General features: G+C 60.8%; 21 protein-coding genes and 1 tRNA gene. 18 read left to right on the top strand and 4 right to left on the bottom strand.

Features of this window, described 5'->3' with window-relative positions; genetic code table 11:
• Positions 1-163: 163 nt before the first annotated feature.
• Both EGJ27_RS15725 and EGJ27_RS15720 read left to right on the top strand, forming a co-directional pair.
• Positions 164-568 carry a prepilin-type N-terminal cleavage/methylation domain-containing protein gene (locus EGJ27_RS15725; RefSeq protein WP_125831673.1) on the top strand — a complete coding sequence of 135 codons (405 nt, stop codon included), beginning with the start codon at positions 164-166 and terminating at the stop codon, positions 566-568.
• Between the two features lie 55 nt (positions 569-623).
• Positions 624-700, top strand: a tRNA-Thr gene (locus tag EGJ27_RS15720).
• A 117-nt stretch (positions 701-817) separates the two neighbouring features.
• Here the strand turns inward: EGJ27_RS15720 and EGJ27_RS15715 are convergent.
• Positions 818-1,363, bottom strand: a complete 546-nt coding sequence (locus EGJ27_RS15715; RefSeq protein ID WP_125831672.1) for a DUF1523 family protein — start codon at positions 1,361-1,363, stop codon at positions 818-820.
• Between the two features lie 121 nt (positions 1,364-1,484).
• Between EGJ27_RS15715 and EGJ27_RS15710 the strand changes: the two genes are divergently transcribed.
• From EGJ27_RS15710 to EGJ27_RS15650, 13 genes are all read left to right on the top strand, one after another.
• Positions 1,485-2,483, top strand: coding sequence for an ATP-grasp domain-containing protein (locus tag EGJ27_RS15710; protein ID WP_125831671.1), 999 nt, complete (start codon positions 1,485-1,487; stop codon positions 2,481-2,483).
• A 54-nt stretch (positions 2,484-2,537) separates the two neighbouring features.
• The gene (locus tag EGJ27_RS15705; RefSeq protein WP_125831670.1) at positions 2,538-3,677 is read left to right on the top strand and encodes a trypsin-like peptidase domain-containing protein; all 1,140 of its coding nucleotides are present in this window, start codon (positions 2,538-2,540) and stop codon (positions 3,675-3,677) included.
• Positions 3,678-3,746: 69 nt separating this feature from the next.
• Positions 3,747-4,880 (top strand): phosphoribosyltransferase domain-containing protein, encoded by a 1,134-nt coding sequence (locus tag EGJ27_RS15700; protein WP_125831669.1) that lies wholly within the window; start codon positions 3,747-3,749, stop codon positions 4,878-4,880.
• On the top strand, positions 4,873-5,649 hold the full coding sequence (locus EGJ27_RS15695) for a trehalose phosphatase (protein ID WP_125831668.1): 777 nt from the start codon (positions 4,873-4,875) through the stop codon (positions 5,647-5,649). The genes EGJ27_RS15700 and EGJ27_RS15695 overlap by 8 nt, the downstream gene beginning before the upstream one ends.
• A complete protein-coding gene (locus EGJ27_RS15690; protein ID WP_125831667.1) occupies positions 5,642-6,736 on the top strand; it encodes a cysteine protease StiP family protein in 1,095 nt (364 codons plus the stop codon). Before EGJ27_RS15695 ends, EGJ27_RS15690 begins: the two co-directional genes overlap by 8 nt.
• The gene (locus EGJ27_RS15685; protein ID WP_125831666.1) at positions 6,736-7,686 is read left to right on the top strand and encodes an HpcH/HpaI aldolase/citrate lyase family protein; all 951 of its coding nucleotides are present in this window, start codon (positions 6,736-6,738) and stop codon (positions 7,684-7,686) included. Before EGJ27_RS15690 ends, EGJ27_RS15685 begins: the two co-directional genes overlap by 1 nt.
• On the top strand, positions 7,687-8,403 hold the full coding sequence (locus tag EGJ27_RS15680; RefSeq protein WP_125831665.1) for an HAD family hydrolase: 717 nt from the start codon (positions 7,687-7,689) through the stop codon (positions 8,401-8,403).
• Positions 8,404-8,450: 47 nt separating this feature from the next.
• Complete coding sequence (locus EGJ27_RS15675; RefSeq protein WP_125831664.1) at positions 8,451-9,044, top strand: TerD family protein; 594 nt, start codon at positions 8,451-8,453, stop codon at positions 9,042-9,044.
• Complete coding sequence (locus EGJ27_RS15670; RefSeq protein WP_125831663.1) at positions 9,041-10,267, top strand: TerD family protein; 1,227 nt, start codon at positions 9,041-9,043, stop codon at positions 10,265-10,267. Before EGJ27_RS15675 ends, EGJ27_RS15670 begins: the two co-directional genes overlap by 4 nt.
• Positions 10,268-10,319: 52 nt before the next feature.
• Positions 10,320-10,769: a tellurite resistance TerB family protein gene (locus EGJ27_RS15665; RefSeq protein WP_125831662.1), complete on the top strand. Its 450-nt coding sequence runs from the start codon at positions 10,320-10,322 to the stop codon at positions 10,767-10,769.
• A 27-nt stretch (positions 10,770-10,796) separates the two neighbouring features.
• Entirely contained in the window at positions 10,797-11,831 is a 1,035-nt protein-coding gene (locus tag EGJ27_RS15660; RefSeq protein WP_125831661.1) for a TerC/Alx family metal homeostasis membrane protein, read from the top strand.
• Positions 11,832-11,859: 28 nt separating this feature from the next.
• A complete protein-coding gene (locus EGJ27_RS15655) occupies positions 11,860-12,435 on the top strand; it encodes a TerD family protein (protein ID WP_125831660.1) in 576 nt (191 codons plus the stop codon).
• Positions 12,436-12,471: 36 nt separating this feature from the next.
• The gene (locus EGJ27_RS15650) at positions 12,472-13,050 is read left to right on the top strand and encodes a TerD family protein (protein ID WP_125831659.1); all 579 of its coding nucleotides are present in this window, start codon (positions 12,472-12,474) and stop codon (positions 13,048-13,050) included.
• Between the two features lie 174 nt (positions 13,051-13,224).
• Here EGJ27_RS15650 and EGJ27_RS15645 read toward each other — a convergent pair whose 3' ends face one another.
• The 3 genes from EGJ27_RS15645 to nadC are packed head-to-tail and all read right to left on the bottom strand — an operon-like array spanning position 13,225 to position 16,496.
• A complete protein-coding gene (locus tag EGJ27_RS15645; RefSeq protein ID WP_125831658.1) occupies positions 13,225-14,466 on the bottom strand; it encodes a VWA domain-containing protein in 1,242 nt (413 codons plus the stop codon).
• A 54-nt stretch (positions 14,467-14,520) separates the two neighbouring features.
• A complete protein-coding gene (locus tag EGJ27_RS15640; protein WP_158619356.1) occupies positions 14,521-15,609 on the bottom strand; it encodes a TIGR00266 family protein in 1,089 nt (362 codons plus the stop codon).
• 38 nt (positions 15,610-15,647) lie between these two features.
• A complete protein-coding gene (gene nadC, locus EGJ27_RS15635) occupies positions 15,648-16,496 on the bottom strand; it encodes a carboxylating nicotinate-nucleotide diphosphorylase (RefSeq protein WP_125831657.1) in 849 nt (282 codons plus the stop codon).
• A 345-nt stretch (positions 16,497-16,841) separates the two neighbouring features.
• Between nadC and EGJ27_RS15630 the strand changes: the two genes are divergently transcribed.
• From EGJ27_RS15630 to ampE, 3 genes are all read left to right on the top strand, one after another.
• A complete protein-coding gene (locus EGJ27_RS15630; RefSeq protein ID WP_125831656.1) occupies positions 16,842-19,097 on the top strand; it encodes a DUF1631 domain-containing protein in 2,256 nt (751 codons plus the stop codon).
• A gap of 211 nt (positions 19,098-19,308) precedes the next feature.
• Positions 19,309-19,857 (top strand): 1,6-anhydro-N-acetylmuramyl-L-alanine amidase AmpD, encoded by a 549-nt coding sequence (ampD, locus tag EGJ27_RS15625; protein ID WP_125831655.1) that lies wholly within the window; start codon positions 19,309-19,311, stop codon positions 19,855-19,857.
• Positions 19,858-19,872: 15 nt separating this feature from the next.
• The gene (ampE, locus tag EGJ27_RS15620; RefSeq protein WP_125831654.1) at positions 19,873-20,709 is read left to right on the top strand and encodes a regulatory signaling modulator protein AmpE; all 837 of its coding nucleotides are present in this window, start codon (positions 19,873-19,875) and stop codon (positions 20,707-20,709) included.
• The last annotated feature ends 6 nt before the right edge of the window (positions 20,710-20,715 follow it).

The following is a 20,715-nucleotide window of genomic DNA, read 5'->3' as shown; positions in this document are numbered from 1 at the left end:
GGAGGGGGATGTGACGAAAATTGTCAGTTTCTGTTGATTTCCGAGGGTGATTGGGTCGGCAGAAACGCGGTTTTGGTCAGCAACAGTTCAGGAAGGCGGGTTGGCACGACGCGTGCTATTACCTTCTCAAGGCACCACTAATTGACGCCTCGGAGAAGTAGATATGAACGCACAAAAAGGTTTTACGCTGATCGAGCTGATGATCGTGGTTGCGATCATCGGTATTTTGGCGGCGGTAGCAATCCCTCAGTACAACTCCTACACCATGAAGGCCCGCTATTCCGAGGTTATCTCGGTTGCCAATGGGTATCAGGCCGCTGTAGCTGCGTGTGTTCAGGAGCTTGGCGGCCGTGTCGGTTGCAACTCCGGCACGAACGGTATTCCTGCTACTCAAGCTACTACTCACGTTGCGTCAGTAGCTGTAGCGGATGGGGTAGTTACTGTTGTTCCAACGGCAACTACCAGCGCTGCAGCCACCTACGTAGTTACTCCTGTTCCAGGCGTTGGTGCTCTGACCTGGACTCAAAGTGGCGGATGCCTCACATCGACTCCAGCCCTTTGCAGGTAATGACGTTCTGGATGTGCCCGGTTTGCCAGCTAAAATGATTGCGCAATAAGGTTTAGCCGGAATAGCTCAGCCCGGTAGAGCAGCGCACTCGTAACGCGAAGGTCGCAGGTTCGATTCCTGTTTCCGGCACCAGAAAACGAAAAGCCCGATCACATCACGGATCGGGCTTTTTCGTTTCTGTCGTTTGAGCCTGTAAGGCAAAACCCGCCTTCATACATCTTCAGCAGGATTTCCCCAGGCTCATCCGAGTTATCTCACCACTTGATCAACCCGTGGCTGCTTGCGAAACCGGCGGCGGATCACGATGATTACCGCCAGCACAAGCAGCGCGAAAACGCCGAAGAAGATCGCGTTGAACACCGGGAAGGGTTCGTCGCGGCTGCTGGTCATCTGGATTTCGGTCACGTTGGGGAACATCGAGAGGATTGTGATGCGCCAGCCGTAGTAACGAATCAGGGCCAACTGGTTGGCGTCGCGGGAATAGCCCTGGGCCTTGGCCTGGATATCCGCCGAGTCGAACTTGAAGTACCACGGGAAGCTCCAGGCGGTGTCCTCGTTGCGGTAAACCACGACCTTCTTGGTGTCCGGGTGTTCGGTGTTGATGAAATACACGTCGCGGGTCGGGCCGTCGGCCGGGTTTTCGGCGTTGACCACGCCGTCAGCGTCCATTCGTTTTACTTCCACGCCAGTGATCATCACGACATCATGACGCGGCAGGACGTAGTAAAGGCTCAAAGCGCCGATCCCCAGTGCAACCAGTACCACAAGCCAAATCGACCTTCTAAGCCACTTCATGTCATTGTCCCCTATCGAAAAAATTGCGTGACTTTGCCCTAAACCGAACACATTGAAGCAAAACAGTTATTACAAAATTCGACAAGGCCCGTTCAGAGCGCCTCGTCCCCCGGAGATCTACATGATTTGGTTCCTTGAAGGGCAGTCCAGCCAGCGCGAAGTCATCATGGGTGCGCGCGAAACATTACCGGCATCAGTGAAGATCATTGCCTCCCACCGCCATGACCGTCTGGAAATCACCGGGCAGGCGGATCAGGCGTTGCAGGAACCGGCCGCGAACGAGGAGCGTATCGACTGGGTCATCGATACGGCACGAAGTCTAGGCGTAAAAGTCGTCGTGGCCGGGCGGATCGGCAGCTTTTATGAGACCCATCGCGACCGCTTCGTCGCGCAGGATCTGGATCTGGTAACCGGTGGCACCTCCATGCAAACCTTTCTGGAGGTGGATGACAAAAGTCGATTCACCGCAGCCGCCCAGGCAGCGGGCCTGGCCTGCATCCCTGGCATTACCGCGAATGACGCGGAGCAGTTGCAGGCGGCGTACCGGGAACTCAGCAAGACCGGCGAAGTGTGCATCAAGCCTACAGTCGGGATTTTCGGCCACGGATTCTGGCGCTTCAAGGACGATGTCGACGATTTCCGCTGCTTCGCCAACCCGGACGCCCGCGAGACCACTTTCGAGGCGTACTTCAACGCCTATCGCAAATCCGAGGCGCGAGCGCCGATGCTGCTCATGCCCTACATGCCGGGCAGCGAATGCTCGGTCGATATGGTCTGTGAGCAGGGTAAAGCGATTGCCTTCGTCGGTCGCCGCAAGCAGGGGACGAATCAGACCTTCGAACGCGACAGCGAGGCGGTCCGTCTCGCCGTCCAGGCGGCCGAGCATTTCGGCTGCGACGGTTTGATCAACGTCCAGACCCGCGACGATGCCGACGGCAATCCTCGCCTGCTGGAGATCAACCCGCGCTACTCGGGCGGCATCGGCTACACCCGAGAAACCGGGGTCAATCTGCCCGGCATATTTGCGGCCCGCCGCCTGGGAATGAAAGAACCGGAAACACATTGGCAGGAGAATATTAGAGTCAAGGCCATCACCGTCGCTGTACGGGCCTCGGTTTGATCAGGATAATAGTTTTTTGCTATTACTTATCGCTCTAATCATGGAGGATCGAGCATGAAGGTGCTGGCACCGGGTGCAAACGTCGCGTTGGCCAATTCCGATTGCACCTGGAATCTGGAAACCGGCAGGAGATCGGTTTTCGGAGAGTACGGCGCCGTTGCGTTGCTGCCGGTCAATGAGAAGCGCCAGCCCATGGGTGAGCCTGCGTTGCTCCATCAGGAACAAAGCTGGATGGCGTGGAGCGGAGGCCCCGAGAACGTGGGCTGTTCGCTGCAGCTCAGCCGTCTGCCAGCCGGCAGTGACCGCGTGTTGTTGTTGGTCTATGTGTTCGCCGCAATGGGGCCTGTGAGGGAAATGGGCAGCCTGCATCTACAGGTGGACGCGGATATCGAGCACCGGGTGAACCTGCAGGACAACGGCGAAGCGGCGATCATCATCGGCGAGTTCTACAAGCGCAACGAGCAATGGAAGTTTCGTGCCTTGAGCGAAGGCTCGGCCTACGGGCTGTCGGCGTTCGGACGCAAGATCGGGCTTGAGGTGGACGACCGGCACCCGCGCCGCCCGTCCGGTGGTTCGGGTGGTGGTCCGCGTCATGAGTCTGCGACCGGTACGGCCTTCGTGGTCGGACCGGGGCACGTGATGACCTGCGCCCATGTCATCGAAGACATGAACGTGCTGCACATCACCTCCCTGGAAGGCCGTTACAAGGTCGAGCCGGTGGTGGTGGACCGGCGCAACGATATCGCGCTTTTGCGGGTGCAGGGTGCATCGCCGCTGCGGCCGTTGACCTTCCGCGATGGCGAGGGTTGCGAGCCGGGCGATACGGTGGTGGTGCTGGGCTATCCGCTGGCGTCGATTTCCGGCGGTGGGTTGCAGGTCACACAGGGCGGAATCTCGGGGCTGTTCGGTTTGCACAGCGACGCGAGCCTGTTTCAGTTCACGGCGCCCATCCAGCCCGGTTCCAGCGGCAGCCCGCTGTTCGATCACGGCGGGGCGGTCATAGGGATGGTGACCTCCACCGTGCCGGACGGGCAAAACATGAATTTCGCGGTGAAATCCGCGCTGCTTTTGTCTTTTCTACAGGCCTGCCGCGTCGATGCGTCCCGCGCCCGTGTAGAAAAGTCGTATACCACTACAGAAATCAGTCGCTCTGCACAGGCATCGCTCTGGCTCGTCGAAGCCTCTCGGGAGTGATGCCGGTCCCCCTTTTTCTGGGGCGGCAGGCGTCAGGGGCATCGGCCCCGTTAAATCAGGAATTGAATGATGGACAGCAGCACAGCTCTTTCCAAACCTGCAACGCTTAGTGCTGATCTGCTTCGTGGGCGCCTGGACGTAATGGTCGACGCTTCCACCATTGCTCCGGACTCGTTGTTCGGCTTCGCCGAGCGCCGCAATCCCAAGCGTGCCTTTCTGTTCGTATCCCGGGTACTGGGGCGGCACATTCCTGTGCGCCCCAGCGTAATGCTCAAGAGTTTCGAAGACCTGGCGCACAAGATCCCCGCCGATCTGCCTGGCCCGGTGCTGGTCATCGGCATGGCGGAAACGGCAGTGGGCCTCGGCGCCGGCGTGCATCGGGCCTACAGCCGGACGCGCCCGGACGCCCTTTATCTGGTGAGCACTCGCCACCCGACCGGCACCGAGCTGTTCGCTCGTTTCGAAGAAGAACACAGCCACGCCAGTGCCCATCTGCTGCACCTGCCGACCGATCCTGCCTTGCGCGAAATGATGCTCAACGCCCGCTCGCTGGTGCTGGTCGATGACGAAGCCTCCACCGGCAAGACCTTCATCAACCTGCACCGCGCGCTGGTCGACGCAGGGCTGAACAAGCTCGAACGCGTCGTGACCTGCGTGCTGACCGATTGGTCGGCAGGCGCGGTCAGCTCCACCATGGGGGCGGTGGCCGAGCAGGTATCGTTGCTGCAGGGTTCGTATTCGTTCGCCGAGGATCTGGCCGCGCCGCTGCCGGAGATGCCGGAAGTGGGTACGGTCGCGGCAGGAGACTGGCCGCTGGTGACCGCCAACGATTGGGGGCGGCTGGGTGTGCGCTCGGTGGTCGATACCCTGGCGCCCGGCTTGCAGGTGGCCAAAGGCGAACGCGTACTCGTGGTCGGCACCAGCGAGTTCGTCTGGCGCCCGTTCCTGCTGGCCGAGCGCCTGGAAAAAGCCGGGGCGGACGTGCACTTCAGTTCCACCAGTCGTTCGCCGATTGCCCTGGGACATGCCATCGGTCATGCGCTGTCTTTTTCCGACAACTATGGGTTGGGCATTCCGAATTTTCTCTACAACGTGCAGCCCGGTCAGTTCGACCGCGTGCTGATCTGTACCGAAACCCCGCGGCAGGCCGTGCCCGCCGAGCTGGTCCAGGCGTTGAACGCTGAGGTCATCTGTGATGAATAACGATCGCCCGCTGATTTTCGTGGACCTCGACGACACGCTGTTCCAGACCGCGCGTAAGACTGCTCCCGATATCGAGAAACATGTCGCGACCGTCGACATCGTGGGTAACCCCAACGGCTACATGACCAACGTGCAACAGTCATTCGCGCGCTGGCTGCTGGCCCATTCCGATGTGGTTCCGGTCACCGCCCGCAGCGTCGAGGCGTTCAGCCGGGTCAAACTGCCGTTCACCGCAGGCGCCATCTGTTCCCACGGCGGGGTGATGCTCGATGCGACAGGGCGTCTGGACCGCGACTGGAACGAGCAGATGACCCAGACCCTGGCGTCGTACCAGACGCGTCTGCACGAACTCAGCGCCACGACCTTGGCAATCGGCCAGGAGCAGGGCGTGTCGCTACGGGGTTGGGTGGTCGAGGAAGCCCGGCTGTTCCACTACGTGGTAACCAAGCACAACGAAAGCGACGACGGCATTCTGGATCGGGTGCTGGCCGAGGTCCGCGCGCGCGGTCTGCTCGATGGCATGCATGTCCACGGCAACGGCAATAACCTGGCTTTCCTGCCCGATGGCCTGGCCAAGCGCTACGCGGTGCAGGAGTGGCTGCGTCGCGACAAGGCGGTCAACGGTGAGCGTCCGGTGCTGGGTTTCGGCGACAGCATCACTGACCTGGGTTTCATGGAGGAGTGCCACTGGTGGGCAACGCCTGCCCGCAGTCAGCTGGCAAAAATGTTCGCAGGTCTGACCCATGAGTCCGGTGCGATCCATGAGTGACGCCGTGCACGGGCTGGACACGGTGGGCAGCGGCAGCTATCTGCCGGATGATGTGCATTTCCTGCTGCGCAGCGTCGATCTGCAGACCACGGGCGTGGAAGAAAAGGAACGCTTGATTCAGAGCGGGCAAAAGCATTACTCGGAGATGATCAGCCAGGAATCGGCCCCCAGCGACGCGCATCAGCGGCTGTTCGAACGGACCCTCGAACAGAACGGCGCGCGGATGGCCGCAGACGTCCAGGCGCTGGCCCAGGCGCTGGTCCGTGAATACCCCGCCGGTGAGATCGTTCTGGTGTCGTTCGTGCGCGCCGGACTGCCGTTGGGGGTTCTGCTGCGTCGGGCGTTGCTGGGTCTGGACCGCAAGGCCGTTCACTATGGCATCAGCGTGATCCGTGATCGAGGGATCGACCCGGTGGCGCTGGAGGCCATCGTCCGGCAGCACGGCGCGCAGAATATCGTGTTTGTCGACGGCTGGACCGGCAAGGGCGCGATCAGCGGTGAAATCAGGCGCAGTCTGGCAAGCGACCCGCGCTTCCCGAAAAACCCGCGACTGGTCGTGCTGGCCGATCCGTGCGGCGCCGCCTGGCTTGCCGCATCGTCGGAAGACTGGGTGATCCCGTCCGGGATCCTGGGGGCGACGGTGTCCGGTCTGGTGTCGCGTTCGATCTGGCCGGCCGACGGCGGCTTGCACGGCTGCATGCTATACGAGCACCTGCGCGGCCAGGACGTGACCCAGGCCTTTATCGAGCGGATCGAACGGCATCGTCGCAGCCTGCCGTCAGTCGCCGACGTCGCGCCATGGACGCCGGGGCAGGGTGAAATGTTGCAAGCCGGGGCGCAGAAGGTGGTCAACGATCTCGCCGCACGTTTCGGTATCACCAACCTCAATCGCGTCAAACCGGGCATCGCCGAAGCGACGCGTGCGGTCATGCGGCGGGTGCCCGACCATGTCCTGGTGCGCAGTACCGCAGACAGCGACGTACAGTTGCTCATGCACCTGACCGAAAAAGCGGGTATCCCGGTCGAAGAGGCCGGCGCTGCCCTGGGGCCCTATCGGGCAGTCACCATCATTCGGAGTCTCAGCTAATGGCCATACTTTCGCCTTATGCTTTGGGGGCAACGCTCTACATGCCTGCTACCCGGGATGACATTCTCGATGTGGTATTCGCAGAGAAACTCCCCGAACTGCGTTCGCTGGTCGTGTGCCTGGAAGACGCTGTAGCACTCATCGACGTAGAAACCGCGCTCTCCAACCTGCGCGATGTCCTGACCCGCATCCACGACCGCGGCGGTCGACCCGCCCAAGGCCCGCTGCTGTTCGTGCGCCCGCGTGATGCGCAGATGGCCCGGATCCTCAACGACTGGCCGCTGATGGCGCACGTCGACGGGTTCGTCGTGCCCAAGCTTTCGCTGAACAGCCTGCCCAGTTGGGAAGCGGCGGTGACCAACCCGGCGCTGGCGCTCATGCCGACGCTGGAGACGCCGGAAGTGTTCAATCCCACCGCAATGGTCGAGCTGGGACAAGCCCTCAAGGCCAATCTCGACGAGCGGATCATCGCGCTGCGCATTGGCGGCAACGATTTGATGGGCTGCCTGGGCCTGCGTCGCCATCCGGCGATGACGCTGTACGGCACGCCCATGGGCTACGTTATCCCGATGCTGGCCGGTGTCATGGGTTCGCAGGGGTTTGCCCTGACCGCGCCGGTCTTCGAGCAGTTGGCAACGCCGGAGATCCTCAAGCAGGAACTGACGCTGGACATCGCCAACGGTCTGGTCGGTAAAACGGCGATCCATCCGTCGCAGATTGGTATCATCCAGAACGCTTTGCGCGTCAGTCTGGAAGACATGAACGCCGCACGGATGATTTTGAACTCTGTCGCACCGGCGGTGTTCAAGTACAACGACGCCATGTGTGAACCGGCCACGCACTACAAATGGGCAACCCACATCATGGAGCGCGCCAAATGGCATGGGGTCCTGCCGACTCCCGCTTCCATCGTGGATGCCAGCATTCGACTTGCTGAGGCAGCTAGCTAAATGATTGAGCCCGATCTGGAAGTCGAAGTCGAACAGCGCCTGCTGGCGGTCTTCGACTTCGATGGGACTTTGACCCATCACGACAGCTTTGTACCCTTTCTCAAATTCGCTTTCGGTCAGCGCCGATTTTCCGTGCGCATGGCCCGGCTGGTGTTGCCGAGCCTGAGCTACCTGGCCCGACGCGTGACCCGCGACGAACTCAAAGGCCGCTTGATCAAGGCCTTTCTGACCGGTGTCGAAGAGCAGTGGGTCAGGCAGAAAGCCGAAGAATTCTGTGAACGCTACTGGTCGCGACTCATGCGGCCGGCGGCGCTGGAATCGGTTGCGGCAGAAATTGATAAAGGTGCGATTGTCACCTTATGTTCAGCATCACCTGAGATGATCCTGCAACCTTTTGCGGATCGCCTGAAAGTCGAGTTGATCGGCACCAATCTGGAGGTGATCGACGGTAAACTCACCGGGTTGATCGAAGGGGCGAATTGCCGCTGCGACTCCAAGGTTGCGCGGCTTGAAGGGGTCTACGGGCCGCTTTCGCAGTTCCGCGTGAGGGCCTGGGGCGACACTCGGGGTGACCACGAATTGCTCGCCGCGGCGCAGGATGCGCACTGGCGACACTTCCATCCGTCATGGCGACGGGGCAGCTATAAAGTGCCGGCCAAAGAGCCCATTAACGCCAAGTTACACATTCCTGATGGCAAAGATGACTCCGCAAGGTAAGGCTGTAACACTTTTATCCGAATTCCGTAGTTCACATGGAGCGAAAAATGGCACTCACTTTGGCAAAAAACCAGACGATTTCCCTCGAGAAAACCGCTGGTACCGGCCTTAAGAAAGTCAGCATGGGCCTGGGATGGGATCCTGAGAAAGCCAGCGGTTTCTTCGGCAAACTATTGGGCGGCGGCGGTGGTGACATCGACCTCGATGCCTCCTGCATCATGCTCGACGCCGACAAGAAGCCGCTGGATCTGGTCTGGTTCCGCCAGCTGCAATCGCGTGATGGTGCCATTCAGCACTCCGGCGACAACCGTACCGGCGAAGGCGCAGGCGACGACGAAACCATCAGCGTCGATCTGGAGCGCCTGCCGGCTACCGTGAAATACCTGGTCTTCACCGTGAACTCGTTCACCGGCCAGAACTTCGAAAAAGTCGCCAACGCCTATTGCCGTATCGTCGATCTGGGCAGCCGCAACGAGTTGGGCCGCTTCGACCTGTCCGAGAAAGGCCAGCACACTGGCGTGGTCATGTCGTACCTGTCGCGCACCGCAAGCGGCTGGGACTTCACCGCTGTCGGTCAGGCCACCAATGGCCGTACCGCTGACGATCTGGTCGACCTGGCCATTGGAGCCGTGCGCGGATGACCCAACTTGTCCCAGGTGCGAACGCGCCGGTAGCGACCGGCCCGTTGACGGTAACGGTCAGTTACTCGCCACTGGCGGGCGCGGACATCGATGTGTCTGCGTTCCTGCTGACCGGCACGGGCAAGGTCCGTGGCGATCACGACATGTGTTTCTACGGCCAGAAGAGCGTGAACGGCGGTGCGGTCCAGCTGACGGAAGCGTCGACCGGTCGTGCAGTGTTCAGCCTTGATCCGAGCCGTCTGGATGCGGTCATCGAGAAAGTCGCGCTGACCGCGACCATCTATGAAAACAAGGCCAGCTTCGACAGCGTGTCGCAGTTGGTCCTGAGCATCACCGGTGGGATCGAAGCGGTCATACCCACCTCGGGCATGAAGGAAACCGCGCTGATTCTGGGTGAGTTCTACCTTCGCCAGGGCGCGTGGAAATTCCGCTGCGTGGCCCAGGGCTTTGCCGGCGGCCTTGAGCCTTTGGCCAAGAACTTTGGCGTGGAAGTGGCCGCGCCCGAAGCGCAGCCTGCTCCTGCTCCTGCTCCTGCTCCTGCTCCTGCTCCTGCTCCTGCTCCTGCTCCTGCTGCACCGGCGCCAACGCCTGCGCCTGCCGTGAAATCGACGGTCAGCCTCAGCAAGATCACGCTGGACAAGACGCGCGCTTCGATCAGCCTGGAAAAAACCAGTGCCGGTTTCGGCGAGATCAGGGTCAACCTGAACTGGAACCGTCGCAGCGAAAACAAGGGTGGCGGCTTCTTCTCCATGAAGAAGAGCAATGCAATCGACCTTGATGTAGGCTGCCTGTTCGAGTTGCAGGACGGCCATAAAGGCGCTGTCCAGGCGCTTGGCAACTCGTTTGGCTCCCTCAATACCGAGCCGTTCATCAAGCTGATGGGCGACGACCGTACCGGTTCGGTGAGTGACGGAGAGTGGCTGCACATCAACGGTGCCCACTGGAACAAGATTCGCCGCATTCTGGTCTACGCCTTCATTTACGAAGGGGCGCCGAACTGGAAGGAAACCGACGGTGTGGTCACCATCCATGCGCCGAGCCAACCGCCTATCGAGGTACGCCTCAATGAGGAGGGTGGTCGCCAGGGCATGTGCGCGATCGCTCTGCTGGAGAACGACAACGGCGCGGTCAAGGTGACCCGTCGCGTTGACTTCCACAATGGGCACAGCAACATGGACAAAGCCTACGGCTGGGGTATGCGCTGGGCTGCAGGTTCCAAGTAAACAAACGATGATATTGTCTGAGGCTGGCCTTGCCGCCTCACGGGGGATTGAAATGCTGGACTGGCTGAAAACGAACGCAACTGCGGCGCGCGACAAGCTCGCTTCTGAAGTCTCCAAGTTCAAGAACCGCGAGTTCATGGACGCCGTGGTCTCGGGTTGTGCCCTGGTCTCTGCGGCGGATGGCGATATCAGCTCCAGTGAAAAACAGAAAATGGCCGGCTTCATCCAGAACTCCCAGGAACTGAAGGCCTTCGACATGAAGGTTGTCATCCAGGCGTTCCAGGACGCATGCGCCAAGTTCGAGTTCGACGTGGAAATCGGCCGTGCCGAAGCGTTGAAAACCATTGGCAAGATCAAGAACAAAGAAGACGCCGCCCGCCTGCTGGTGCGTGTCTGCTGTGCCATCGGTGGCGCAGATGGCAGCTTCGACGAGAAAGAGCGGGAAGTCTGCCGCCTGATCTGCCGTGAGCTTGGCCTGACTCCATCCGATTTCGACCTGTAACTTTTATCCCCTGAGGAACGCAGTTAAATGGAAAGCACCGCTATTGGCTTCCCTCCACTCACCATGGCCGTCTTCATCGGCCTGGCCGTTGTGGCCATGGCCATCGACATGTTCTCCCACCGCGGGAACAAGCCGATCACGCTCGCGCAAGCGTCTGCCTGGTCGATTTTCTGGGTTGCCATCTCGCTGGCCTTCGCCGGCTTCCTGTACGTGCAGCACGGCTCTGAAGTCGCCACCCTGTTCGTAACCGGTTATGCCCTCGAGAAAGTACTGAGCGTCGACAACCTGTTCGTGTTCATGGCTCTGTTCACCTGGTTCAAGATTCCGGATGGCCTGCGCCACCGCGTTCTGTACTGGGGCATCATCGGCGCCATCGTGTTCCGCGGCATCTTCGTCGCCATCGGCACCGGCCTGCTGGCTCTGGGCCCGTGGGTCGAAGTGGTGTTCGCGATCATCGTCGCCTGGACCGCCATCATGATGCTGCGCGCCGGTGATGACGATGACGAGGAAATCGATTACTCCCAGCACATGGCGTATCGCTTCGCCAAGAAGCTGTTCCCGGTCTGGCCGAAGCTGCACGGTAGCGCGTTCTTCGTGCGCCGCTCGGTCCTCGAAGAAGAAGTGAAGAAGCCTGAGAACGCCGGCATCAGCCTGGCTGCCAAAGGCGCGCTGTTCGCGACCCCGCTGTTCCTCTGCCTGGTCGTCGCCGAGATTTCCGACGTGCTGTTCGCCTTCGACTCCGTTCCGGCCATCATCGCCGTGAGCCGCGAGCCGCTGATCGTGTTCTCGGCCATGCTGTTCGCCATCCTGGGCCTGCGTACTCTGTACTTCGTGCTTGAAGCACTGAAGCGCTACCTGGTTCACCTGGAAAAAGCGGTCATCGCGCTGTTGTTCTTCATCGCCATCAAGCTGGGCCTGAATGCGACTGACCACATCTTCCATCACGGCTACAACATCAGCGCCAATGCGAGCCTGCTGGTCGTTGTGGTAGTACTGGCGATCGGCATCATCGCCAGCCTGCTCTTCCCGGGAAAGGAAGAGTCGGCTGAAGAAAAAGCGTAAAACACTGGATAAAGGAGATTAACGAATCATGGCTTTGACTCTGCAAAAAGGTGGCAACCTTTCGCTGTCGAAAACCGACCCGACCTTGACCAATGTCCTCATCGGCCTCGGCTGGGACCCGCGTGCCACTGACGGCCAGGAGTTCGACCTGGATGCCAGCGCATTCCTGCTGAACGCTAGCGGTAAAGTCCGTAGCGAAGCTGATTTCATTTTCTACAACCAGCTCAAGAGCCTCGACGGTTCGGTCGAGCACACCGGCGACAACCGCACCGGCGCTGGCGACGGCGACGATGAGGTGATCAAGGTTGACCTGACCCGTGTTCCTGCGGATGTCGAGAAAGTCGTATTCGTCGTGACCATTCACGATGCCGATTCTCGCAAGCAGAACTTCGGTCAGGTGGGCGGTTCGTTCATCCGCGTGATGAATGAGAAGTCCGGTTCGGAAATCGTCCGTTACGATCTGGCTGAAGACGCTTCGACCGAAACCGCGATGATCTTCGCCGAGCTGTACCGCAATGGCAGCGAGTGGAAATTCCGCGCCGTAGGCCAGGGCTATGCAGGTGGCTTGAAGGCTGTAGCCAACGCTCACGGTATGAATTTCTGATTCGTACCCCACCCATTTTCGAGAAGGATTACGCACATGGCTGTAAGTCTGAGTAAAGGCGGCAACGTTTCCCTGTCCAAGGAAGCACCTGGCCTGACGGAAATCACCGTTGGCCTGGGCTGGGATCCGCGCGTCACTGACGGCACCGAGTTCGACCTGGACGCTTCCATTTTCATCGTTGGTGAAAACGGCAAGGTTCTGGACGACAACAGCTTCATTTTCTACAACAACAAGAAATCGGCCGACGGTTCGGTCGAGCACTTGGGCGACAACCGCTCCGGCGCGGGCGAAGGCGACGACGAGTCGGTCAACGTCAAGCTGACCGGTCTGGCTGCTGCTGTGAAGAAGCTGGTTTTCGCCGTGACCATCCACTCCGCCGACGAGCGCAAGCAAAGCTTCGGTCAGGTTTCCAACGCTTACATCCGCGTTGTGAACAAGGCTGACGGCAAGGAAATCGCGCGTTACGACCTGTCGGAAGATGCATCGACCGAAACCGCAATGATCTTCGGCGAGCTGTATCGCAACGGCGAAGAGTTCAAGTTCAAGGCCATCGGCCAGGGCTTTGCCGGCGGCCTCAAGCCATTGGCAGAAGCACACGGCGTCTCGATCGGCTAAACCCGAACGGCACCCAGCAAAAACCCCCGCCAGTGATGGCGGGGGTTTTTTATTGGCGGTCTCTGCCGGTGGGGCGGACCGGGCGGCGCTCCGCTTGTCCGCGAACAGGTCTGCAAAGCCGTACCAGGTGTATTGTCTGGAATGCCGCTTTCGCGGACAGGTCCGCTCCTGCCGTCAGAGAATCCCGGCCGTTTTCGCCGCCTTGAGCCAGTCCGGAAACTCTTCCATCAGCAGGTCGTAGAGTTTCTCTTCCGGAATTTCGTCGAGGCGGTCCAGGGCGAAGAAGTTGCAGTTGTCGACCACGCGGCCATCCATGTCGTCCAGTTTCTCCAGGATGCCGTAGCCGCGTCCGCCCAGGCCCACGAACTGCCAGAAGATCGGCAGGCGCGCAGCTTCGATCATGAGTTTGGTGATCTTGCTGTTTTCATGCACGCCGCCATCGCTGATGAACAGGATGTAGACCGGCGTCTTGTCGCCCGACTGCTTGTAGTAGTCGATGACCATGCGCATGGTCTTGGGCTCATCGTTGACCCTTGCTCCCAACTCCCACTTTTTCCAGCCGCCGTGATCCGTAGCGATATAGTCCTTGAAGTTGCTCAGGGTCACCGGCGACAACTGCTGGGGCTTGGCGCCGAACGCCCAGCAGTCCAGCGCGCCGTCGTCGTCGAAATGCACCGCCAGCGGCAGCAGGCGATTGACGACTTCCTGCACATGGCCGCGTGTATATTGCGCATTCATGGAGCCAGAGGCGTCGAGCACCAGGCCGACCCGCGCCTTGGTGTCGGTCAGTTTGGCTTTTTCCAGGCTGATCTGGGCTTTCTTGGCGAGGCTGACGAGTTGCGGCGCTGCGGCGGCGATTTTCTTCTCCAGGGAAATCCTGGCCGGTGCCGCAGGCGGTGGCGGCGCATCGGCAATCTCGCCGCCGAAATGCACCACCAGCGCGTCCAGCCCGGCGTTGTAGCCCTGCAGGTTCGACGCCAGACGCCATTCGCCGTTCTTGCGGTAGATATCGGCAACCATGATCGCCTTCTCTGCCGCGAAGGTCGCGCCGGAAAAGTCACAGCGAGCCGCTTCACGGCCGGATGCATCCTTGATGGCGAAGTGGCTCGCCCGAATGTCGCTCATCACGCCGGGGCCATCGATGGAGGCGGTGAACACCAGCCTGTCGATAGAGGCGGGAAGACCTGCCAGTGCCAGGTGGAACTCGCCGCCATCGGACTGCCTGACGCTGCCGCAAGGGCTGGCCGGCTGGTTGAAAAAGACCATGTACCGATCATCCGACAGCTTGCCCTGGGCATCCACGCCGAAGCACACGAAATCGATCTCATGAGGCGACTGGATGCCGATGGACAGCGTCAGCTCCGAGCCCTGAAGCAGCGTGGAGAGTGGGATGCGTTGGCCTTGAGCAATCTGCATGGGTCTTCCTTGGGAATGTGAGCAATCATCAGCAACTGAAAACGTCAGGTTCGATCAACGCTCGCTTCGGGCGACGCCGGCAGGACTCGCCGCCAGCATGCGCCCGGCCAGGCGGGAAAACGGCAGGCTTTGCAGCCAGACGGTGCCGGGTCCGGTCAGGCGGGCGAAAAACACACCTTCGCCGCCGAACAACATCGACTTGATGCCGCCGCCCACCATCCGGATGTCATAGTCGACAGTCTGGGTCATCGCGGCCAGACAGCCGGTGTCAACGTCAAGCGCTTCGCCCGGCGCCAGATCGATCTTGCGAACGGTTCCGCCCATATGAACGAACACCCAGCCGTCGCCCTCAAGCTTTTGCAGCACGAAGCCCTCGCCGCCGAACAGGCCGGTCAGGATCTTCTTCTGAAACTGAATGCCAATGGCGACCCCTTTGGCACCCGCAAGAAAGCTGTCCTTCTGACAGACCAGCTTGCCGCCGAAGTCGCGCAGGTTCAGCGGCAGGATGGTGCCGGGGTAGGGCGCTGCGAAGGCGACACGGCCCTTGCCGGAACCCTGCTGGGAAAACACTGTGGTGAACAGGCTCTCTCCGGTCAACAAACGCTTGCCGGCGCCGAGCAGTGAACCCAGCAGGCCCGACGACTGCTGGCTGCCATCGCCAAACAGGGTCTCCATCTGCACATCACAGGTTTTGTACATCATGGCGCCGGCCTCGGCGACGGCGCTTTCACCCCGGTCCAGTTCCAGCTCCACGAACTGCGTTTCCGTGCCGTAGAGCTTGAAGTCGACGCCCTCGGTGGTCTGGGACGAGCCGTAGCCGCCGGAAGCGTTCGGGTCGGCTGTAAACGACGGGCGGCGCAACGGGGCAGGATTTTGCGCGGGAGCCGAAGAGGACGTCGGCGCAGCCTGTGCGGGCAAGGACGACGGCCTGGGCTGGATCATGTCCGGCGTCGGGTCGGGGAACGGCGTGACGCCGTCTTTTTTCACGGCCCGTACTTCAGCGACCTGATAGATAGGCAGCCAGTCGGCCATGCCTTGCTTCCAGCACCACGCGCCCGGCGCCTCGCGGGCGATCAGCCGAGCCGCCGCTGCGTCCATCGGGCCCAGCTGCTTGCCGGCGTTCATTACAAACCAGTGTTCCAAGACCGTTCCCCTCGGTAAGTGAGTCGTGGTGTCGGTAATCAGATGCTCAGGCGCATGGAAAGGTCGACTGCCTTGACGTCCTTGGTCATTGCGCCAATGGAGATGTAATCCACGCCGGTTTCGGCGATGACCCTGAGCGTGTCGTCGTTGATCCCGCCACTGGCTTCGAGTTTGGCGCGTCCGGCGGTCAGGCGCACCGCTTCGCGCATGTCATCCAGGCTCAGCTCGTCGAGCATGATGATGTCGGCTCCGGCGTCCAGCGCCAGCTTGAGTTCGGCGAGGTTCTCGACCTCGACCTCCACCGGCTTGCCGGGAGCGATCCTGTGCGCGGCTTCGACGGCCTGAGCGATCCCGCCACAAGCGGCGATATGGTTTTCCTTGATCAGGAACGCATCGTAGAGACCGATTCGGTGGTTATGGCAGCCGCCGCACGTCACCGCGTATTTTTGCGCAAGACGCAGGCCGGGCAGGGTTTTGCGGGTGTCGAGCAGGTGCACCTGAGTGCCGTCCACCATATCGGCGAAATACCGTGCCCGAGTGGCGACGCCCGACAGCATCTGCAGGAAATTCAGCGCGCTGCGCTCGCCGGTCAACAGGGAACGGGCAGGGCCTTCGAGATGAAATAACGCCTGGTCAGGATTGACACGGTCGCCATCGGCCACCTGCCAGTGCACGGCTACTCGCGGGTCGAGCTGGCGGAAGACCGCGTCGACCCAGGCCGTGCCTGCGATGACGGCAGCGTCGCGGGAAATGATGGTGGCCTTGGCCAGTCGTTCCGCAGGAATCAGTTGCGCGGTGATGTCCCCGCTGCCGACATCTTCAAGCAGCGCGCGACGCACGTTGGCTTCGATTTCTGCTGTCAGGGCAGCGAGTCGTAAATTCGGCATATCGGCCTCCACTAACAAAGTCTGCCGAGTATAAGGCACCGCACCTTCGTTACGTACCCGCGCTCGGCCCACAGTATTGCAGCCGAGACATGCAGTTGGTCGGTTTTGCGAGAGGGCGTGCGATGGAATGCCATTTCCGCTGTCTATCTCAGCACATTTCCCGGCATACGCCTTCTCGACCAACCGTGAAGACTTCGCTGGCGTCTACTACAAGTTATGAAAGATAATCCGACTTGTAATTGACGTCATAGGTTTGACGTAGCGTATGACCTGGGTTCGCTTCACTTGCGAGGGTTACAAACCGCGCCGGTGATGGGATTAACGCAGTTCCTGTCAGGGGGTTTGATGCATAACGACGAGAAAGTAGTGCCGTTGAGCAAGGCGCTTCCTTTGCAGGGAGCAACGCCGCCATTGGCGCGACTGCCCGTCGTCTTGCTCCAGGTGCGGGACAAGGCCGCCCAGCAGCTCAAGGACGCCTTGCAGGCGCTGTTCGATAACGCCGACGACACGCTGTTCGAAATGGCCGACCGCGCTCACAGCAATTCGGACCAGAACACCTTTTTCGAAGCCATGCGCGACCTGCGGCTCAAGCGCAAAAGCATCGAACGCGGTTTTCTCGACAAGTTCTACGAGTCGTTCCTGGCGCTGGGTCAGTACCAGATCACCGAGCCTGTGCTTCCGACTGCGGTGTCGTTCGACAAGCTGGAACTGGTGCATAACGACGAGCTTGAAAAAACCGTCGCCGTCGATGCGATGGTCGCCAAGGTCATGAGTCGCGACAGCGTCGCACTCGGCCAGTTGACCACGCGCCTCAATGAACTGATTCCCCAGCCGATCACCGACGACGGTAATCCGGTGGCGCCGGCGATGCTGTGCAATTTCTTCCTGCAGGCCGGGCGCAGCCTTGGCGTGGGGATCAAGGTCAAGCTGATCATTCTCAAGTTGTTCGAGAAGTACGTGCTGGCCAATACCGATCATCTTTATGCCGAAGCCAACCAGTTGCTGGTGGCGACCGGCATCCTGCCCGAACTCAAAGCGTTGCCGGCGCGGCGCTCGTCCGATCGCGCCGCCCCGAGGGCGCGTGGCCCTGCACTGTCGGAGCCGGCCCTGGCCGACGCCGCCGACAAGCTCGATAAGGGCGTGATGGAAGTCTTTTCGGCCTTGCAGGAATTGCTGTTTCAGTTGCGTGGCAATCTTGCGCCTCGTCATGAGCCCGACGCCGAAGTACGGCCGATCTCCAGCAAGGATCTGCTGCGCCTGCTCTCGCATTTGCAGCAGTACGTGCCGTCCCAGGAAACCGGAGACGACGTCGACCTGCGCAATCAGCTGGAACAGTTGCTGACCCGTGTCAGCGTCAAGAGCGGCAAGTCCCGCAGTTTTGGCGCCGGCGATGAAGACGTCATCAATCTGATCGCCATGCTGTTCGAGTTCATCCTCGATGACCGCAACCTTCCCCATTCGCTGCGTGCGTTGATCGGGCGTCTGCAGATCCCGATGCTCAAGGTTGCAGTGCTCGACAAGAGCTTTTTCAGTCGCGGCAGCCACCCGGCGCGCCGCCTGCTAAACGAAATTGCGACGGCCGCGCTGGGTTGGGGTGGGCGCGACGATTATCAGCGCGATTCGCTGTATGTTCGCGTCGAGCAGATCGTGCAGCGCCTGCTCAACGATTTCGTCGACGACCCGGCGATCTTCTCGGACCTGCTGGCGGAGTTCCTGGCGTTCACCAGTGACGAGCGCCGGCGCAGCGAATTGCTCGAACAGCGCACCCGCGATGCCGAAGAAGGCCGTGCCCGCGCTGAGCTGGCGCGTCATCGGGTGCAGCAGGAATTGAATCAGCGCCTGCTCGGCAAGACCCTGCCCGAGGCAGTGGTTCGACTGTTGCAGGAAGCCTGGAGCAAGGTGCTGTTGCTGACATGTCTCAAGCACGGCGAAGCGTCTGCCGAATGGCAGGCCGGGCTCGATACGGTGGATGACCTGATCTGGAGCGTGGAGCTGCATCATGAGCCTGAGGCCCGTCAGCGCTTGCTCGAACTGGTTCCCGGCCTGCTCAAGGCGCTGCGTGACGGCCTGACCAGCGCGGCCTTCGATCCGTTCGCCACCAGTGAATTCTTCAGCCAGCTCGAATCGTTGCATGTCCAGGCGTTCCAGCATTTTTCCCGGTTGCAGGACGGGCAGGGCGAAGACATCCGCAGTGCGGCTGCGTCGCCCGAAGGCGAGACCGAGCATGGGCCGGCGATGATGGCAGTCGTGGAAGAAATCGTGCTGGTCGGACCGGATGAGCAGGTGCTCAGCGAGCCGTCATTGCAGCTGCCCGAGGACGATCCGGGTCTGCTGATGGTCGACAAGCTGCGTGTCGGCTGCTGGGTCGAAATCCTCGAGGACGAAGACCACAAGCTTCGCTGCAAGCTGACCACCATCGTCGAGCCCAGCGGCCGCTATGTATTCGTCAACCGCACTGGCATGAAGGTGCTGGAAAAGACCCGCATGGGCCTGGCCGTCGAATTCCGCCGTGGTGCAATTCGCATTCTGGACGACGCCCTGCTGTTCGACCGCGCGCTGGCGTCGGTGATTGGCAACCTGCGCAAACTGAAGGGTTCGTAAGCAACAGGCTTGCCGTGGGAGCGGACTTGTCCGCGAAGAGTCGACCACATTCGCAGCATCTGCTGGGTCTGATATGCAGTCTTCGCGGACAAGTCCGCTCCTACGAAAAAGCGATCCTGTTCATACCACGTCAGTCCATCTCCAACGCCCACATCCTCTTCCATCACGGGCATACTTGCCAACATTCAACTCCGGCATCAAAGGACCTTTCATGCAGCTGGACTTCGCGAGCGGTTGGTGTGAAGGCGTACAGCATTGCCCGTCGCCGAATTTCAACGAGCGGCCCGATGGTGAGATTTCGTTGCTGGTCATCCACAACATCAGCTTGCCACCCGCGCAATTCAAGACCGGCAAGGTGCAGGCCTTCTTCCAGAACCGGCTCGACACCGCCGAGCATCCTTACTTCCAGGGCATTGCCGAGCTGCGCGTTTCGGCGCATTTTCTGATTGAACGTGATGGCGAGGTCACTCAGTTCGTCTCCTGTCTGGACCGCGCGTGGCATGCGGGCGTGTCCAGCTTTCAGGGGCGCGAGACATGCAATGATTTTTCCATCGGGATCGAGCTGGAAGGTACGGATGAGCAGCCGTTCACCGACGCGCAATACAGCGCACTGATCGAGCTGACCCGCCAGTTGCGCGCTGCCTTCGTCGCTATCAGCCCGCGGCGCATCTGCGGTCATAGCGACATCGCTCCGGGGCGCAAGACCGATCCGGGGCCGTTTTTCGACTGGGCACGGTTCCTCGCAGCCGTGCAGGATTGATGTAAGGAGCAAACGATGAGCTTTCTGGTGTTACTGCTGGCTGTCTGGGTGGAAAAGTTTTCTGCCCTTCGTCAGCGGGTGCAACGCGACGGCCCTTGGCTGAGCGAGCTGCACAAGTTCGAGGCCCGCCCGAAGACCGCCAGGCGCCCGTGGTTGATTCTTGCGCTGCTGATCCTGCTGCCGTTGGTGCTGCTGCAACTGGCGCTGACGGTCATCGGCTCGGTCGCCTACGGTTGGCTGGCCTTGCCGGTGCATTTGCTGGTGCTTATTTACAGCCTTGGCCGCGGCGATCTGCTCGCGGCCCTGGGGCCGTTTCGTGATGCCTGCCGCCGGGGAGATGCCCAGGCCGCGGTGCATGTCGCCGAGCGCGACATGGGCGTACTGGCCGATAACAGTGAACAACTGCTGCACGGTGTGCAGGGCTATCTGCTGTGGCAGGCGTATCAAAGCTTTTTCGCGGTGATCTTCTGGTACTTCCTGCTCGGACCGGTCGCGGCACTGGCGTATCGGTTACTGGCGCTGGCGGCGGAACACAGCAGCACCCCGGCGGTGGCCGAGCGCGCCGCACAACTGCGCCATGCCTTCGACTGGGTACCGGTCAGGCTGCTGGCGGCCAGCTTTGCCCTGGTCGGTAACTTCGTGGCGGTCAGCCGGGTAATGCTCCATGAGCTGCTGAACTGGAATATCAGCGCCGCTCAGTTGATCACCCGCATCGGTTGCGTGGCCAGCGAGGTGCCGAAGCCGGTGATGGGCGCTGAAGGCGTGACCGGTCTGGACATGCTGTGGGAGTTGCTGATTCGCGCAGCGATCGTCTGGTATGCAGGCTTCGCGCTCTGGACACTGCTGGTCTGACGCCAA

It is taken from the genome of Pseudomonas sp. v388, assembly GCF_003935425.1.
GTDB lineage: Bacteria > Pseudomonadota > Gammaproteobacteria > Pseudomonadales > Pseudomonadaceae > Aquipseudomonas.
This window is presented reverse-complemented; position numbering and strand designations above follow the sequence as displayed.